We start from the raw sequence: 16,789 nt of genomic DNA, 5'->3' as shown, positions 1-16,789 counted from the left end.
CCACGCGCACCACCGCGGTTCTCGCCCGCGGCCCCCGTGCCACGGCCTGCACCACCACGGGTATCGGCGTTTTTCTCGGCTCCGGCCTTCAGGGCGGGAGCGGCTGCCAGTTCCGCTTCAAGCTGGGCAATGCGCTTGCGCACGCTCTCACGCAGTGCAGGCGCGGTGTGAGACTTCATGGAAACAAGCGTTTCCTTCAGTTCACGCAACTGCTTCTGCTTTTCCGCCAGTGAGCGACGAATGGGCTGGTTGTCCGACATCTGACCTTGAAACGCACGCATCGTTCTCTCTTCCTCCATACAGAGGCCGCGCGCATGGGTACCGCACGGCAGATTATTGAAAAATACCGGATTCTCCGCCCTTTTACGCATAGGCGGCACAGCCGCAGACCCGCACAGGCCGCCGGCTGAAAAAACCGACGGTGTTGCACGAAGTGCGACCGTTTTATGAATTTCGGTGCAGGATCTCCCGCAGCGCATCCAGCAGTGCCTGGCACTGCCCATCCGTTCCGACCGTGATACGAAGCCACGCTTCGGTGCGCTCACCCTTAAGGTGACGGACGATAATCGCTTTCTCCCTCAGTCGGGCAGCCAGTTCGACTGCCTCGCGGTTCGGGTGGCGAGTGTACACAAAATTCGCACAGGACGGCAAGACGTCAAACCCAAGAGCCTCAAGCCCGGCACTCAACTGCGTCCGGCTGGCGATAACCTGCTCGACACACTGCTTCAGCCACGCCTCATCCTCAACCGATGCCTGCGCCCCGGCCTGCGCCAGACGGTCCAGCGGGTAAGAGTTAAAGCTGTCCTTGATGCGGGTCAGGCCTTCGATCAGCTCCGGCTGGCCAAAGGCAAACCCGACGCGCAGCCCCGCCAGCGCCCGCGACTTGGAGAAAGTCTGCACCACCAGAAGGTTGGGATAGTCAGGCACCAGACTGGCCGCACTCTGCGCGCCGAAATCGACATAGGCTTCATCCACCAGCACCACCCTGTCGGGGTGGCGCTCCAGCAGGCGGCGGATTTCAGCCAGATCAAGCGCCATGCCGGTGGGTGCATTGGGGTTGGCCAGTACGATACCGCCGCATGGCCCGGTATAGTCATCCACCCCCACACGCATGCCGCCATCAAGCGGCACAAGACGGTAAGGCAAGCTGTAGAGGCCGCAATACACCTTGTAAAAACTATAAGTTACATCGGCAAACAGCACCGCTTCGCCATGGCCGAAAAACGCCTGAAAGGCATGGGCCAGCACTTCATCCGACCCGTTGCCGACAAACACATGCGAAGGGTCCAGCCCCACGCGCTGCCCAGCGCCGTACGCAGGGCCAGTGCTTCGGGGTCTGGGTAGAGGCGCAGCGTGTCATCCGCCGCCTCACGCAGGGCCGCCAGCGCACGGGGCGAGGGGCCATACGGCAGTTCGTTCGTGTTCAGCTTGATCAGATTGGCGATACGAGGCTGCTCGCCCGGCACGTAAGGGGTGAGGCGATGAACGAGAGGGCTCCAGAAACGGCTCATATCCGACGCAATCCAGCAAAAAACGACACACGGCATTTTGGCGGGGTCGCCTGTTGCGCCGCGCCAGTCCTGTCAGAAAAAAGAAAGCAAACGCGCCCTCAGGGCTTTTGTGGCTCCTGAGCCAGCACCTGCGCCAGTGCGGCACCACCCTGCCTGCGGGCCAGTTCGATGGCGTTCAGGCCCTCGCCATCGCGGCGATACGGGTCGGCACCAGCGGCCAGCAGCAGGCGCGCCATATCCTCGCGGCCGAACATAACCGCAAACATCAGCGGCGTACGGCCCACGGCATTGGCAACATCAACCCCCGCCCCAGCCTCCAGCAGCAGGCGTGCGAGCGCCAGATCGCCCTTGAAGGCAACCCCGGCAAGGGCCGTTGCTCCCTTTTCGTCCTGCGCGTCCACATCCGCGCCATGGGCGAGCAATACGCGCGCGGCTTCAAGATGGCCGTTATAAGTCGCCAGAATCAGGGGCGTGTAGCCCTTGTCCGTGCGCAGACTGGCCTGCATGCCCGCATCGAGAAAGCGGGCAAGCAGTTCGGCCTCGCCTTCACGCGCAGCATCAAGAAACAGGGCTTCAACCTGGGCGCGGGTAAAATCAGGCGCGCCCCCGCTCTGGCCCTGGCCCGTGCTGTCGGACCCGTGCGGAGTCCGGGCAGACTCTTGCGTCATCATTGATCTCCGGCAAACATGAGTGAAGGACAGACGGCAAAACCATCCATATCGCACAGCATATCCTGCACGGAGCCAGACGGCAAACATGGCTGCAAACGCCCCCGCCAAGGCCCATACACGCGTACATTATGCCCCGCGTAGCAGAATTCTTGCACATCAAAGCAGCGCTCATGACTTGCCGAAAAACCCGGAACCATGGAAATGTGCCCCGCATGTTGTGGGGCTGCCAGCAGACCCCCTATTATTTATGGGCGTCACAAAGGTGAAACTCAGGTGAAGGACAGGTCTGTCATGCGCGTTTCTCTCCCCTCCCCCGCTTGCGCGCCGGAAGGTGTTTCCTCAGGGGCCGCGCACAACGGCGCGCTGGATACGACGTGCATCAACACCATGCGCACGCTGGTGATGGACGCCGTGCAGAAAGCCAATTCCGGGCACCCCGGTGCCGCCATGTCCATGGCGCCGGTGGCCTATACGCTGTGGCAGAACGTCCTGCGCTACGACCCCGCCGACCCGCTATGGCCCAACCGCGACCGCTTTGTGCTGTCCATCGGCCATGCGTCCATGCTCCTGTATACCCTGATCCATCTGGCGGGCATCCGGCAGGTCAAGGATGGCAAGGTCACGGCTGAACCCGCCCTGAGCGTGGCCGACCTTGAGCAGTTCCGCCAGCTTGGCTCCAAAACCCCCGGCCACCCGGAATACGGCCACACCACGGGTGTTGAAACCACAACAGGCCCGCTGGGGGCTGGCTGCGCCACCTCCGCTGGCATGGCCATGGCCGAAAAATGGCTGGCCGCACGCTATAACCGCCCCGGTTTCGAACTGTTCGACCACGCGGTTTACACCCTGTGTGGCGATGGCGACATGATGGAAGGCGTGACCAGCGAGGCAGCCTCGCTCGCGGGGCACCTGAAGCTGGGCAACCTGATCTGGATTTATGATTCAAACCGGATTTCCATCGAAGGCTCGACCGATGTGGCCTTTACGGAAAACGTGGCCGAGCGCTTTGCCGCCTATGGCTGGCAGGTGCTGGACCTGCCCGATGCAAACGACACCGCCACCCTGCAAACACTGCTGACACAGGCCCGCGCCGAAACCGCCCGCCCCACGCTGATCATCGCGCATTCCGTCATTGCATGGGGTGCACCCCACAAGGCGGGCAAAGCTTCTGCCCATGGCGAACCGCTGGGTGCGGAAGAAGTGCGCGAAACCAAAAAGGCGCTCGGCTGGCCCGAAGACAGCCAGTTTCTGGTGCCCGATGGCGTGCTGGAACACCTGCAGGCGGGCCTTGGCACGCGCGGCGGTGCCGAACGGGCACGCTGGTACGCGCTGTTTGAAGCCTACCGTGCGGCCCACCCGGCGGAAGCTGCGGAACTTGATGCGATTTTTGCCAGAACCCTGCCCTCCGGCTGGGATGAGGCCCTGCCCACCTACCCCGCCAGCGCCAAAGGCACGGCCAGCCGCGCCAGCTCGGGCGAGACACTGAACGCACTGGCAACCCGCCTGCACTGGCTGCTGGGCGGTTCGGCCGATCTCGCGCCCTCCACCAAAACGCTGCTGAGCGGGCAGGACAGCTTCCAGCCACCGCAGTGGGGCGGGCAGTATAGCGGGCGCAATTTCCATTTTGGCGTGCGTGAACACGCCATGGGCTCCATGGCCAACGGCATGGCGCTGTATGGCCTGCGCTCTTACGCCGCGGGCTTCCTGATCTTTTCCGACTACATGAAGGCGCCCATCCGCCTTTCCGCCCTCATGGGTCTGCCGGTAACCTATGTTTTCACGCACGACTCCATCGGCGTGGGAGAAGACGGGCCGACACATCAGCCGGTGGAGCAGCTTGTCCAGCTTCGCGCCACACCGGGGCTGACCACCCTGCGCCCGGCAGACGCCAACGAGGTGGTGGAAGCTTGGCGCTTTGTCGCGACCCATAACGGCCCCGTGGCTCTGGCACTGAGCCGCCAGAACCTGCCCACGCTCGACCGCGCGCACTATGCCCCCGCCAGCGGCGTGGCGCAGGGCGGCTACGTGCTGGGTGGACATGAGGCACAGCCCGCCGTTATCCTGATCGCCTCGGGCAGCGAGGTTGGTCTAGCTGTCAGTGCATATGAAACCCTGCGGGCTGAAGGCATTGCCGCCCGCGTGGTGTCCATGCCGAGCTGGGAACTGTTCGAGGCCCAGCCACAATCCTACCGTGATACGGTGCTACCGCCTGACGTAACCGCAAGGGTAGTGGTGGAAGCCGGCTCCCCCATCGGCTGGGACCGCTACGCGGGAGCCAAAGGCGAAATCATTGCCATGCGTGGCTTTGGTGCCTCGGCTCCGGCGGGGCAACTGGCCGAGCAGTTCGGCTTTACGGTTGAAGCCGTACTGGCGGCGGCCCGCCGTCAGCTCACCCACGCGGGCTGACAAAACCCGGCACGGATTCCGGCATGGATCACAGCCATGCCGGATGGCCACAGGACAGAAGACCACGCCCACCCCGCCCCCCGGCAGGCTGCCCGACAGCACGCCAGCCGGGCGCACGGGAGCGGATGACAAGCAAGGACAGGTGCATGACAGCCTCCGCCACTTCCGCCACCAACCCGTTGCAGGGTCTGGCGACATTCCAGCAATCCCCCTGGCTGGACTTTATCCGGCGCGGTTTTGTGCAGGATGGCTCGCTTGAGCGTCTGGTGCAGGCGGGCGATATCCGGGGCGTGACCTCCAACCCCGCCATTTTCCAGAAAGCCATGGGCGAAGGCACGGAATACGATGCGCAGATGCGCGACGTGCTGGCCCACACCACCCCCACGCCGGGCGGCCTGTACGAACAGCTTGCCATTAGCGACATTCAGGCCGCCGCCCGTGTGCTGGAACCTGTCTACACCGCCAGTGCCGGGCGCGACGGCTTTGTAAGCCTTGAGGTTTCGCCCTATCTCGCGCGTGATGAAGACGCCACGGCCGAGGAAGCCGCCCGCCTGTGGGCTGCGGTGGACAAAGCCAACCTGATGGTAAAAATCCCCGCGACACCGCAGAGCGTGCCCGCCATCCGGCGCAGCATCGCGGCCGGGATCAATGTCAATGTCACGCTTATTTTCTCGCTCGCTGCGTATCGCGATGTGGTGGAAGCATGGCTAAGCGGGCTGGAAGCGCTGCACGCACGCGGAGGCGACCTGTCGCGCGTGGCCTCGGTGGCCTCGTTCTTTGTCAGCCGTATTGACGCCAAGCTGGATGCCGCAATCGACCGCCGCGTGAAAGCGGGCGACAAGGACGCCACGGCCCTGAACAGCCTGCGCGGACAGGTCGCCATCGCCAATGCCAAGATGGCCTATGCTACTGGCAGGAAATCATGCAGACCCCACGGTGGAAAACGCTGGAAGCCGCTGGCGCGCAGACCCAGCGCCTGCTCTGGGCTTCCACCGGCACCAAGGACCCCGCTTACAGCGATGTGCTGTATGTGGAAACGCTGATCGGCCCGCACACGGTCAACACCCTGCCCCCCGCCACCATGGATGCCTTCCGCGACCACGGCACCCCGCGTGAAACCCTGACAGCGGGAGTAGATCAGGCCCGCCACGTCATGGCGGAAGCCGAAAGGCTCGGCCTTGATCTGGATGGCGTAACAGCAACCCTGCTGGATGAAGGTGTAAGCGCCTTTGAAGAGGCGTTTGACGCGCTGCTGGGCTCCGTGGCCGCCAAGCAGATCGCCCTGATGGGCAACAGCCTGACGGATATGAAAACCTCCCTGCCCCCCGAACTCAAGGCCGTGGTGGAAAAAGGACTGGAGGAATGGCGGCGCAGCGGGGCTATCCGCCGCCTGTGGGCGCATGACGCCAGCGTATGGACCAACGGGCCCGAAGGAAGCTGGCTCAACTGGCTGGGTGCCGTGGATGCCGGGCTGAACGGCCTTGCAGAGCTTGAGGCCTTCCAGTCCGAGGTCAAAGCGCGCGGGTTCAGGCATGTGCTGCTGATGGGCATGGGCGGTTCCAGCCTTGGGCCGGAAGTACTGGGCATGACCTTTGGCAAGCATGAAGGCTTTGGCCACCTGTTCGTGCTCGACAGCACCGACCCCCAGCAGGTCGCGCATTATGCGGGCCAGATCGACCCGGCGCACACGCTGTTTATCGTGGCCTCCAAGTCCGGCACCACGCTTGAGCCCAATATCATGCTGGCCTACTTCCTTGATCTGGCGCGCAAGGCGCTGGGCGAGGCCGCAGGCGCGCAGTTTGTGGCCATTACCGACCCCGGCTCCAAGCTGGAGGCGCTGGCGCAGGCGGAAGGGTTCTGGAAAATCTTCCCCGGCGACCCGCAGATAGGCGGGCGCTACTCCATCCTGTCCAATTTCGGGTTGGTGCCTGCCGCAGCCATTGGCGTGCCGCTGCGCCTGTTCCTGCACGATGCCCAGCGCGGCGCACATCTGTGCGATGCCTCGGCCCCGCCCGCCGTCAATCCCGGCGTGCGTCTGGGTGCCATTCTGGGGCTGGCCGCACGCGACCTCGGGCGCGACAAGCTGACCGTGATCGCCACCCCCGAAATTGCTGATTTTGGCGCATGGCTGGAACAGCTCGTGGCCGAATCGACCGGCAAGCAGGGGCGCGGCATTATCCCGCTGGATAACGAAACCCCCGGCGGGCTGAAGCATTACGGCAAGGACAGGCTGTTCCTGTACCTGCGTCTGGCTCCCTCGCACCGCCACGAGCAGGACGAAACCGTGGCGGCACTGGTAGAGGCCGGCCAGCCGGTCATTACCATTACGCTGCATGAGCGCCGCCAGATTGCGCAGGAGTTCTTCCGCTGGGAGATTGCCACCGCCGTTGCGGGCGCTTTCCTTGGCATAGACCCGTTCGACCAGCCGGATGTGGAATCCAACAAGGTCGAAACCCGCAAGCTGACGGAAGCCTTTGAAAAAAATGGCGCACTCCCGCCTGAAGAACCGTTCGCCCGCTTTGGCGCTCTGTCCTTCCTTGCAGACCCGGCCAATACACAGGCCCTGACCAGCACCACGCCAGACAGTGCCGCCGCCCTGCTGCGCACGCATTTCAAGCGCCTACAGGCAGGCGATTATGCCGCCCTGCTGGCCTTTATCGTGCGGGACCGCCACACCATGGAATGGATGCAGCACAACCGCCTGCATGTGCGCGATGTGTGCAATGTGGCCACCACCGCACAGTTCGGGCCGCGCTTCCTGCATTCCACCGGGCAGGCCTATAAGGGCGGACCGGATACGGGGGTGTTCCTCCAGATCACAGCGGATGATGCACACGACCTGCCCGTGCCCGGCACGCGCTACACGTTTGGCGTGGTCAAAGCCGCACAGGCGCGTGGTGATTTTGATGTTCTGGCAGAGCGCAAACGCCGCGCCCTGCGGGTGCATATCCATGGCGATCTGCATGAAGGACTTGCGGCACTGGCCACAGCACTGCATGACGCCCTGCAGGCAATAGCAGCGGAGAAATAAAAATGCGGATCGGCATTGTCGGACTGGGCCGGATGGGGGGCAATATTGCCGTCCGCCTGACACGCCACGGACATGAAGTTGTGGTGCATGACCGGGATGCGGCAGCGGTGGAAAAAACCGTGGCCCGCGCGCAAGGCTCACTGGCCACCCCGGCCGCAAGCCTTGCGGAACTGGTAACGCTGCTGGGCGAAGGCAGCGCAGAAGGCACCCGCCGCGTGGTGTGGTCCATGCTGCCCGCAGGCGAAATCACGGAAGAAACCGTAATGTCCCTCGCCGGGCTGATGGGCCGGGGCGATATCATCATCGATGGTGGCAACACCTACTACAAGGATGATATCCGCCGCGCTCAGGTGCTGGCCGAGAAAGGCATAGACTATCTGGATATCGGCACATCCGGCGGGGTGTGGGGTCTGGAACGCGGCTACTGCATGATGTACGGCGGCGACAAGCAGGCGGCTGATTACATCGACCCCATCCTGTCCGCTCTGGCTCCCGGCAAGGGAGATATTCCCCCCACGCGCGGTCGTGAGCGCGACGGGCTCGACCCCCGTGCCGAGCAGGGCTACCTGTATTGCGGACCTGCGGGCTCAGGCCATTTTGTCAAAATGGTTCATAACGGCATCGAATACGGCATGATGCAGGCCTTTGCCGAAGGCTTTGACGTCATGCACCGCAAGGATTCGCCTCTGGTTGCCGAGGGCGAGCGCTTTTCGCTCAACATGGCCGATATTGCCGAAGTGTGGCGGCGCGGCAGTGTTGTGTCCTCCTGGCTGCTGGACCTGACGGCCGAAGCCCTTGCCCGCACGGGTGACATGTCGGAATTCAGTGGCGAAGTATCGGATTCCGGCGAAGGCCGCTGGACGATCGAAGCCGCAATTGAGGAAGCCGTGCCGGTGCCGGTCATGACGGCAGCGCTGTTCACGCGCTTTCGCTCGCGCAGTGGCAATACCTTTGCTGAAAAAATCCTGTCCGCCATGCGCTTCGGCTTTGGTGGGCATGTAGAAAGCAAGGACTGAGAAGCATGACCGCCAGCCACCCCACCGCCGCTACTGGCCCGCTCAAGGTTTTCCCCGACAGCACAGAACTGGTGCACACGCTGGCGGAACATCTGCTCACACTGGCGCTCGACACGCTGGCGAAAGAAGGGGCTGATCGTCCCTTCCGCATCGCACTCAGCGGCGGCACTTCCCCGCAGGCCCTGTACAAACTCATGGCCAGCCCGGCTTATGCCAGCCGCTTTCCATGGGCGCAAACGCAGTTCTTTGTGGTGGATGACCGCTTCGTGCCGTATTCCCATGAGGACAGCAATGGCGGCATGCTGCAACGTCTGCTGTTCGAGCGCGTGCCGCTACCAAAGGGCAACGTCTTTCTCATGCCCGATAGCGGCGAACCAGCCGAGGCTGCCCGCAGTTACGAAGCAACCCTGCGCCAAGTCACGGGCCTGACCCACCTGCCCGCAGCGGGTGATGCCACAGCCCGCCCCCTGCTTGATGTCAGCCTGATGGGCATGGGCTCAGACGGCCACACGGCCTCGCTGTTTCCGGGGCAGGACGTGCTGACCAACCATACGGACTGGGTGTCTTACTGCACGCCCACCACGGCCCCGCATACCCGCCTGACCCTGACCTACCCCGCCATTGCGGCCAGCCGCCACGTTATTTTTCTGGTAACCGGGGAAGACAAGCAGACCATGATGGCGCGCGTGCGGGCACAGGATTTAAGCCTGCCCACCACCGCCATTGCCGCACTGCGCGATGTCACATGGTTTATGGATCAGGCAGCGCTCCCCCCCGCTGCCTGATACCATTTCCTTTGCGTTACAATTTTTTCGGCATAACCTTGTGGCATCCGGCCACGCGGAACGGTATCGTGCGCGCTGTCGCAGGTGATGGTCTCATCCTTGCCAAAAGATGAACGATTCTTCATATCCTTGGCAGAACCAAATCAGGACAGCCACATGACCGCCACACCGCCCGACCCCGCCGCCGCCTTCAAGGAACAGGCCGCCATAGCCGCCGCCGCTCTGGTAGAGGACGGCATGGCCGTTGGTCTGGGCACCGGCTCCACCGCCCGGTTTGTGGTGGCGGAACTAGGCCGCCGCGTGCGTGAGGAAGGTCTGCGGATCTGCGCTATTCCTACCTCCATCGTGACGGAAAAGCAGGCACGCGAGGAAGGGATTCCGCTCACCACCTTCGGGGCGCATCCGGCACTCGATATCGCCATTGACGGCGCGGATGAAATCGAACCCGGCACGCTCAACCTGATCAAGGGTCTGGGCGGGGCGCTGCTCTGGGAAAAAATCGTGGCCTCCGCCGCCGCGCGTTTCGTCATCGTAGCAGATGCCTCAAAATATGTTGATCACCTTGGCGGGCACTGCCCCCTGCCGGTGGAAGTCATTCCCTTCGGGTGGGAAAACGTGGCCCGCAAACTGGCGGCGCTGGGCGCGCAGGCCACGCCCCGGCGGCAGCGCGATGGCAGCTTTTTCCTGACCGACGAAAAAAACCTGATTCTGGACTGTGTGTTCGGCCCTATCATGAACCTGATGCCCTCAGCACCGCTCTGGCGGAAACGGTGGGCGTGGTGGAACACGGGCTGTTCCTGCACATGGCCACACAGACCATTACCGCAGGCCCCGAAGGCCTGCGCGTGCTCGAACCGCATAAAAACTGATCCCACCCTAAGGAAAACCACCATAAGGGGCCACGCCAGTGCCGCAGAATGCCTCCACCATATCGCCAGACCACACCCTGCCCAGACAGCCTGCCGCCCGCGGCATTGCCCCGCGGCTGGTTGTGGTGATGGGCGTTGCTGGATCAGGCAAAAGCACCATTGCCGAAGGACTGCATAACGAGCTGGGCTGGCCATGGCAGGATGCCGATACCCTGCACAGCCCAGAAAGCCGGGCACTCATGGCAGCAGGCACCCCGCTGGACGACACCTTGCGCGTAGACTGGCTGACCCGGTGCCATACATGGCTGGCCGAACATGCCCGCCACGGACAGGGGGCTATTCTGGCCTGCTCAGCCCTGCGCCGCAGCTACCGTGACCGCCTGCGCGCAGGGGGTCTGCGCCCGCTGTTTATCGCGCTGGAGGCCGACCCGGCCAGCCTGTCGCAACGGCTTGAAAAACGCCCCGGCCATTTCATGCCCGCCAGTCTGCTGCCCAGCCAGCTTGCCACACTGGAGCCGCTCACCCCGGATGAAGACGGCATAGCACTCCAAAGCCTGACACAACCGGCGGAAACCATAGCCTTGGCCCTGCACGCGCTAAAAATCGCTGGTAGGATCTGACACAAAGGCGGGGGGAGACACGATATGGGACATAACTACGCCAGACCGCTGACACCCGGCCAGAAGCTCGAACGCCTTCTGGAGCGTATTCCCCCCTCTTGGCATATCAGAATGGAACGTCAGGCGGGCGAGGCAGGCTGGCGTGCCCTTGCCCACCCACCGGGGCAGGAAGGCCAGTGGAGCGACCCCGCCCCCGACCCGGCGGATGCTCTCGAAGATAGCTGGCGGCGCAACCGCACCGTGCTGGCCTGAACGCATGACCGCCCCACAGCCCCCCATCGCCCAGCCGCACCACGCCAGCCACCCTGCACGCCATACCCCTCCGCGCCCGCGCTTTTCGCATCGGCCCCTGCGCCACGCTGCCATTACCTTGCTGGCTGGGCTGCTGGCCGCCTCCACCTTACCTGCATACGCCGACACACCGCCCCCCCGCATGGTTACGGACATGGGTGGGGCCGTTGTGAGCATCCCGCAGGATAACGGGCCGATTGCCGATCTGTGGTACGCGCATAACGAAATTACCGTCATGCTGGGTGGGGCCGGGCGTATTGCCGTCAGTGCGGAAAGCCCGACGGAAAGCCCATGCTGTTCCGTTTCTTTCCCGCCCTGCTACAAGCCCACACGGGTATCCGCCCCGATACCGCCAGCGCGGAAGACCTGCTGGCCCGCCATATCGCCCTTGTGTTCGTTTCATCGCGCGCCAAGGCGGAGGAACTGCGCCGCGCGGGCCTGCCTGCCTGAGTGCTGAATACGCCACGCAGGCCGACCTGCTGCGCTCGCTCGATATGACGGCGCAGGCCCTCGGCACGGATGAAGCCGCCCGCACCGCCGCCCTGTATCATCAGCGGATGGCAGAAACCCTCACCCTGCTGCACACACGTCTGGCCAGCCTGCCTGAGCAGAACAGGCCCCGCGTGCTGCATATTGCCCGACTTGAACCCCTGCAGGTCGATGGCGGCAATACGCTGGTGGATGCCTGGATTACAGCAGCGGGCGGACGCAATGCCGCTACGGTTTCGGGCAACCACCGGCCTGTTTCCGCCGAGCAGATTCTGGCGTGGAATCCCGATATCGTCATCGTGGATGCTTCCGCCGGGGCCTTACCGGCCACATCTCCGCTGATGGCGCTGCCTGCGTTGCTGGCTGGGCGCTGGTGGCGCAACCCGCGCGGTATTTTTGCATGGGACCGTTACGGCTGCGAAGACCTGCTACAACTCTACTGGGCTGCCACACGCCTGCACCCGGAACTGTTTGCCGATATCGATATCCGCTCGGTCGCATTCACATTCTATCAGACATTTTTCCATGTGAATCTGACGGATGATGAAATGACACGTATCCTGTCAGGCAATCCCCCCGCACCCGATAACGCACAGGAAAGAAAGGAAAACTCTCATTAACCCGTTATCCCATGCCCATGAGGCGGGCATAAAAATGGTTTCCAAACCATGACTATGGAAACCCGGAGCTAACGCACGGTCTTATTTCTCATACGTTACTTTTATCTCTGCATAGCCTCTGCCTTCATCCTCTGCATGTCATGGATCGCGAACAATGACTTTTTCATCCTCCCTTTCCCATACGTCCTCCGATGAAGCCCTGAACGATACGAAGCAGCTTCTCGATTTTTTTCAGCTAGACGACGCTCAGTGCCGCGCCATCCGCTCCATGCGCGATGTCATTGATCAGGCCTTGCCTGAAGCATTGGACAAATTTTACGTCCAAGCTAAAAAAACACCGCAGACAAAGCATTTTTTCTCATCTGAAGATCATATACGGCATGCACGCACCGCTCAGATCGCGCATTGGAAAAACATTTCCAATGCTGATTTCGGCGAAGATTACAACAAGCGGGTGCGGGCCATCGGCACCGTGCATGCGCGCATAGGGCTGGAACCGCGCTGGTATCTGGGCGGATACGCCCTTGTCATGGACTCGCTCATTCGCTCCGCGCTGGCAAAAGCCAACACACGGCGAGGCCTCTTTGGCCGCGGTATGGACGAAACCTTTACAGCCGGGCTGAGCGGCCTGTGCAAAGCGGTGCTGCTCGATATCGATCTGGCTATTTCCATCTATCTGGAAGAACTGGAAAAAGAGCGCGAAAAAGCCCGCGCCGAAGTACAGGCCCGCCAGAACAGTCAGGAAGCCCTGATCGAAAACCTCAAGGCCGGGCTGCTAGCACTCTCGCAGGGGGATCTGGGGTTCCGGTTCGAAAACAGTTTCGACCCCGAATTTGAAGAACTGCGCGAGAACTTCAACGCAGCAGCCAGCGCCCTGTCGGGAGCGCTGGGGCAGGTCTCCAATGCCGTAACCCATCTTGAAACCGGGGTGGATGAAATTGCCATTGCCGCCGAAGACCTTGCCCACAGAACAGAGCGGCAGGCTGCCAATCTGAGCCATGCGGCGGCCTCGGTGCGGACAGTTTCCACCGGGGTGGAACAGACCGCCCAGATCACACTGGCAGCCTCCAAGGCGGCAACCAGCGCGCGCGATGCGGGCCACAAGTCCAACACCGTGACACAGGAAGCCATTGCCGCCATGCGCGATATCGCGGCATCTTCAGAAAAAATGTCCTCCATTGTCGATCTGATCGATGAAATATCGTTCCAGACCAACATCCTCTCCCTCAATGCCGGGGTGGAAGCCGCCCGCGCGGGCGATGCGGGGCGCGGCTTTGCGGTAGTCGCAACCGAAGTGCGTATTCTGGCGGAGCGTTCGGCGCAATCGGCCAAGGAAATCCGCAAACTCATCAGTTCGGCAGGCCAGCAGGTAAACCTTGGCGTGCGTCTGGTCGGTAATGCCAGCACCACGCTGGCGGATATGTCGCGGCAGGTGGAAGATATTGCGGATTTTGTAAACCGGGTGAGCACCCTCGCTCAGGAACAGGTTTCAAACCTGAACGAAATCAACAAATCCGTAGCCGAAATCGATCAGACCACGCAGCAGAACGCAGCCATGGTAGAGCAGTCGAGTGCGGCAACTCACACCCTGCGCAACGAAACGCAGTCCCTCACCCGCACGATCAGCCATTTCAGGCTGGAAAGGCAAAGCGCCAACCTGCCGGCACGGCTTGGCAATACCAAACCCAGATCATACACTCGGCCCGGGCTGGTCGTGAACAACGGCTAGACCGGTCAGGAACGAATATGGGCCACGCCCACGCCGCATCAGGGACAGAATGACACAATCAGCTCTGACAATTGTCAATGTGGGGGATTTTCCTACCGGGCTTCGCTCCAACACCCAGTATTCTATCCAGATAAAGCTTTCCAACGGCTTCACGCGCCTTGGTCATCTGGTTCTCAATTTTTCCGACAGGGACATGGCGCGGGCACGGTCATGGCTGAAAAGCCGCAAGCTCGGACGCCGGGCTGTGAATACGGCCCTTATCGAATTCTGTCGCCATCACCGGCCTGACCTGATGTTCTTAGGCCATGCGGACATGATCAACCCGCAGACTTTGGACATCATCCGTGAGAGCCTGCCCCATCTGCGGATTGCACAGTGGAACGCGGACCCCCTATTCGAGCCCGACAATGTAAGGCGTATCCGCGCCAAGCTCGCTCAGATAGATGTTACCTTCATTACCACAGCGGGGGAACCGCTGGCCCTCATGCGCGAAGGGGGGCGGTACGCCATGAGCTTCATGCCCAACCCGGCCGACCCCTCCATCGAACGCGGGCGCGCTGACCTGATTCGTGACCTGCCCTATGATCTGTTCTACGCCTGCGGCAACCCCCGCGTGCCATTACGCACCATCTGCGGCAAACAATGGGACATGGACCGCTTTATAGCCATGCTGGCCGAACACCTGCCGCAACTACGCATGAAGCTAGCTGGGCTACAGGGTATGCCGCACCTGAACTCCACCAACTACATGCAGAATGTTTCGGCCTCCGCAATCGGGCTTAATATTTCACGCCGCGCCGATCATTTCCTTTACAGCTCTGACAGGCTCGCCCAACTAGCGGGCAACGGCACTCTGGTGGCCATAGAGCGCCAGACCGGCTACGATACCTATTTTGAAGAAGACGAAATGCTGTTCTTCGCCACACAGGAAGAACTGGAAGAAAAACTGGCTCGCCTTGCCGCAGAACCCGCCACGCGCATGCGTATGGCTGGTGCCGGACGGGCGCGTTATTTCGCCCGGTTCAACGAACAGGCTGTGGCCGCACATCTGATCGCAGTTCTGCTTCAGGAGCGCGCGCCCGAAGACATGCCATGGTAAATTTTGTAACGGACTTGCCCGATAATCCGCGCATCATGGACAGTCTACGCCTCTCCACCCGACGCCTGTGGGTCAACTTCACCACCCAATGGCGCGACACACCCCGCGCGCTGCTACACAGTGTTACGCTGCTCATACTCGCGGCAGGATTTATTCTGCGCCCCGAGCCGATCTGGGCCAACCTGTTCTATATCCTTATGCTGCCACTCGCCCTTCGCACCCTATGGCACGAACAGGCCAAACTGCGGCTGGGTATGCCCCCCGGCAAGTCTGGGTTGGCCGCAGGACGCGACCTGACAGTCTGCTACTGGCGCGCCCTCTCCCTGCCAGTGCGGCTAGCCGTGGCCATTATCCTGTGGTTTGCCACCTCCCTGACATGGGATGCGAAAATTCCTTCCTCCCCCAGCCTGATAGCCCTGTGGACCCTGAACGTGGTGTGTACGCTGGTCTTTGTTCTCAGTCTGGCTGACGGACTGCGCCATGGCCGAAATTTTCGCGACCGGCTGGTTCGCACACTTATCAGCGCTGGCATGATCAACCTCATCATCACCTTTGCCCGGTTACCTTTTCTGATTTCGACCTTCTGGGCATATGGTCAGTTGCGCATGACAGGATGGGCTGCCTCACGCCATCAGATCATCGGGGCGATCATCATCGGCCTTGTCGTGCTGCTGGCTCTTGACCGGCTTTGCCGCCGCCCATCGCCGCCCCACATGCCGGGTGCCCCGCGCGTCGATCGTGGCCTCTGTATGTCGGTCTGCTGCGCGGGGCTGGCATTCATGGTCATGACCGGCAGCCGTGGCCCGGTCGGTAGCATGGCCATCGCCGCCCCGCTGCTGGCTTTCTGGGTCAATCCACGCTTTGCCGTTAAGCTGGCAGGCGCGGCGCTCCTGATTGCCACCGTAACCGTGCTGCTGGCTTTTCCCACCATACAGCATGTCTGGCAGGTAGCGATGGAGCGTGGAGATTCAGCCGTCTGGCAATCTGGCAGACATCATGGGAAGCCATCCGCCAACACCCATGGCTAGGCTATGGCCCGACCTATCATCTCGCCCGCATTCACAATGAATCCTTTCCACATAACTTGTTCTTGTCTGCCTGGCTTTATAACGGCGTAGTAGGCTGGTGCTGCTCGTAGCTTCATGCTGTCCGCCCTGCGGGCCGCACTGGCCTCCACTGCAACCGAACGCCCGCTCGCGGTCGTTGTGCTCCTGTTCACCTCACTCTGCGCCATGACGGATATGAGCCAGATCGCCCGTGGCCCCAGCATGATGTGGTACCTGTTCTGGCTACCGCTCCTATTTTCCGCATTAGCACCCCCACGCCCGGATATCCCCCGTCGGCCCTCAGAGCATTCCACCGGTTGAACCCGTGGTGGCCCTGCTGGTAAGACTGGCGGCATGACAGCCCTGCTGGAGCACCTGCGGAGTCACCACACCCCCACACGCCTGCTGGCCGCCCTGCGCGCGCTGGTTCGCACGGATTTTCTGTGGTTGGTTTTCCTGTCTGCCCTATCCGGCGTGCTGGCAGGGCTGTGTGTCGCGGCCATGACGCAGGCCACCCTTCTTGCACATCGCTTGATAGCACCGGATAGCGGGCGGCTTTCGGGGCTTGCCTCCGTCAGCCCGTGGCGCGTGCTGTGCGTGCCGGTG

General features: G+C 62.2%; 14 protein-coding genes and 4 pseudogenes. 15 read left to right on the top strand and 3 right to left on the bottom strand.

What is annotated here, in order from left to right; translation table 11 throughout:
* The 3 genes and pseudogenes from JCM25143_RS19040 to JCM25143_RS11330 form a co-directional block, all read right to left on the bottom strand.
* Positions 1-281, bottom strand: a 281-nt coding sequence (locus JCM25143_RS19040) for a hypothetical protein (protein ID WP_025861241.1), incomplete at its 3' end; no start/stop codon positions are given.
* Positions 282-444: 163 nt separating this feature from the next.
* Positions 445-1,511: pseudogene (gene hisC, locus JCM25143_RS19035) on the bottom strand (histidinol-phosphate transaminase).
* Positions 1,512-1,609: 98 nt separating this feature from the next.
* On the bottom strand, positions 1,610-2,179 hold the full coding sequence (locus JCM25143_RS11330; RefSeq protein ID WP_025861240.1) for an ankyrin repeat domain-containing protein: 570 nt from the start codon (positions 2,177-2,179) through the stop codon (positions 1,610-1,612).
* A 294-nt stretch (positions 2,180-2,473) separates the two neighbouring features.
* On the opposite strand from JCM25143_RS11330, the gene tkt reads away from it, so the two are divergent.
* The 15 genes and pseudogenes from tkt to JCM25143_RS19015 all read left to right on the top strand — a co-directional run.
* Positions 2,474-4,588 (top strand): transketolase, encoded by a 2,115-nt coding sequence (gene tkt / locus JCM25143_RS11320; protein WP_025861238.1) that lies wholly within the window; start codon positions 2,474-2,476, stop codon positions 4,586-4,588.
* A gap of 146 nt (positions 4,589-4,734) precedes the next feature.
* A pseudogene (locus JCM25143_RS19030) lies at positions 4,735-7,619 on the top strand (bifunctional transaldolase/phosoglucose isomerase).
* A gap of 2 nt (positions 7,620-7,621) precedes the next feature.
* Positions 7,622-8,635 carry a phosphogluconate dehydrogenase (NAD(+)-dependent, decarboxylating) gene (gene gnd / locus JCM25143_RS11305; protein ID WP_025861236.1) on the top strand — a complete coding sequence of 338 codons (1,014 nt, stop codon included), beginning with the start codon at positions 7,622-7,624 and terminating at the stop codon, positions 8,633-8,635.
* A 5-nt stretch (positions 8,636-8,640) separates the two neighbouring features.
* On the top strand, positions 8,641-9,420 hold the full coding sequence (gene pgl / locus JCM25143_RS11300; RefSeq protein ID WP_025861235.1) for a 6-phosphogluconolactonase: 780 nt from the start codon (positions 8,641-8,643) through the stop codon (positions 9,418-9,420).
* A 156-nt stretch (positions 9,421-9,576) separates the two neighbouring features.
* Positions 9,577-10,289 (top strand): annotated as a pseudogene (rpiA, locus tag JCM25143_RS19025) (ribose-5-phosphate isomerase RpiA).
* A 38-nt stretch (positions 10,290-10,327) separates the two neighbouring features.
* Entirely contained in the window at positions 10,328-10,909 is a 582-nt protein-coding gene (locus JCM25143_RS11290) for a gluconokinase (RefSeq protein ID WP_025861233.1), read from the top strand.
* A gap of 24 nt (positions 10,910-10,933) precedes the next feature.
* Positions 10,934-11,161: a hypothetical protein gene (locus JCM25143_RS11285; protein WP_025861232.1), complete on the top strand. Its 228-nt coding sequence runs from the start codon at positions 10,934-10,936 to the stop codon at positions 11,159-11,161.
* A gap of 4 nt (positions 11,162-11,165) precedes the next feature.
* A complete protein-coding gene (locus JCM25143_RS24090) occupies positions 11,166-11,657 on the top strand; it encodes a hypothetical protein (protein WP_234395196.1) in 492 nt (163 codons plus the stop codon).
* Between the two features lie 37 nt (positions 11,658-11,694).
* Positions 11,695-12,309 carry a TroA family protein gene (locus JCM25143_RS24085; RefSeq protein WP_051543259.1) on the top strand — a complete coding sequence of 205 codons (615 nt, stop codon included), beginning with the start codon at positions 11,695-11,697 and terminating at the stop codon, positions 12,307-12,309.
* A gap of 154 nt (positions 12,310-12,463) precedes the next feature.
* Positions 12,464-14,038 (top strand): globin-coupled sensor protein, encoded by a 1,575-nt coding sequence (locus tag JCM25143_RS11275; RefSeq protein WP_025861231.1) that lies wholly within the window; start codon positions 12,464-12,466, stop codon positions 14,036-14,038.
* A gap of 49 nt (positions 14,039-14,087) precedes the next feature.
* The gene (locus JCM25143_RS11270; protein ID WP_025861229.1) at positions 14,088-15,137 is read left to right on the top strand and encodes a glycosyltransferase family protein; all 1,050 of its coding nucleotides are present in this window, start codon (positions 14,088-14,090) and stop codon (positions 15,135-15,137) included.
* The gene (locus JCM25143_RS11265; RefSeq protein ID WP_025861228.1) at positions 15,131-16,165 is read left to right on the top strand and encodes a hypothetical protein; all 1,035 of its coding nucleotides are present in this window, start codon (positions 15,131-15,133) and stop codon (positions 16,163-16,165) included. The genes JCM25143_RS11270 and JCM25143_RS11265 overlap by 7 nt, the downstream gene beginning before the upstream one ends.
* On the top strand, positions 16,078-16,275 hold the full coding sequence (locus tag JCM25143_RS25270) for an O-antigen ligase family protein (protein ID WP_081773563.1): 198 nt from the start codon (positions 16,078-16,080) through the stop codon (positions 16,273-16,275). The genes JCM25143_RS11265 and JCM25143_RS25270 overlap by 88 nt, the downstream gene beginning before the upstream one ends.
* A gap of 4 nt (positions 16,276-16,279) precedes the next feature.
* Entirely contained in the window at positions 16,280-16,504 is a 225-nt protein-coding gene (locus JCM25143_RS22100) for a hypothetical protein (protein ID WP_148300119.1), read from the top strand.
* Between the two features lie 33 nt (positions 16,505-16,537).
* Positions 16,538-16,789: pseudogene (locus JCM25143_RS19015) on the top strand (chloride channel protein); the annotation flags it as partial.

This window comes from Acetobacter papayae JCM 25143, from assembly GCF_000613285.1.
Classification (GTDB): Bacteria; Pseudomonadota; Alphaproteobacteria; order Acetobacterales; family Acetobacteraceae; genus Acetobacter; species Acetobacter papayae.
The sequence above is the reverse complement of the archived record's forward strand: the minus strand, read 5'-3'. Positions and strand labels throughout refer to the sequence as shown.

Bases quoted from the DNA above. Each gene is read 5' to 3' on its own strand.
- tkt (WP_025861238.1), top strand. From the start codon at position 2,474: ATGCGCGTTTCTCTCCCCTCCCCCGCTTGCGCGCCGGAAGGTGTTTCC.
- JCM25143_RS11270 (WP_025861229.1), top strand. From the start codon at position 14,088: ATGACACAATCAGCTCTGACAATTGTCAATGTGGGGGATTTTCCTACC.
- JCM25143_RS11330 (WP_025861240.1), bottom strand. From the start codon at position 2,179: ATGACGCAAGAGTCTGCCCGGACTCCGCACGGGTCCGACAGCACGGGC.
- JCM25143_RS24085 (WP_051543259.1), top strand. From the start codon at position 11,695: ATGACGGCGCAGGCCCTCGGCACGGATGAAGCCGCCCGCACCGCCGCC.
- gnd (WP_025861236.1), top strand. From the start codon at position 7,622: ATGCGGATCGGCATTGTCGGACTGGGCCGGATGGGGGGCAATATTGCC.
- JCM25143_RS11265 (WP_025861228.1), top strand. From the start codon at position 15,131: ATGGTAAATTTTGTAACGGACTTGCCCGATAATCCGCGCATCATGGAC.
- JCM25143_RS22100 (WP_148300119.1), top strand. From the start codon at position 16,280: ATGCTGTCCGCCCTGCGGGCCGCACTGGCCTCCACTGCAACCGAACGC.
- JCM25143_RS11285 (WP_025861232.1), top strand. From the start codon at position 10,934: ATGGGACATAACTACGCCAGACCGCTGACACCCGGCCAGAAGCTCGAA.
- JCM25143_RS24090 (WP_234395196.1), top strand. From the start codon at position 11,166: ATGACCGCCCCACAGCCCCCCATCGCCCAGCCGCACCACGCCAGCCAC.
- pgl (WP_025861235.1), top strand. From the start codon at position 8,641: ATGACCGCCAGCCACCCCACCGCCGCTACTGGCCCGCTCAAGGTTTTC.
- JCM25143_RS11275 (WP_025861231.1), top strand. From the start codon at position 12,464: ATGACTTTTTCATCCTCCCTTTCCCATACGTCCTCCGATGAAGCCCTG.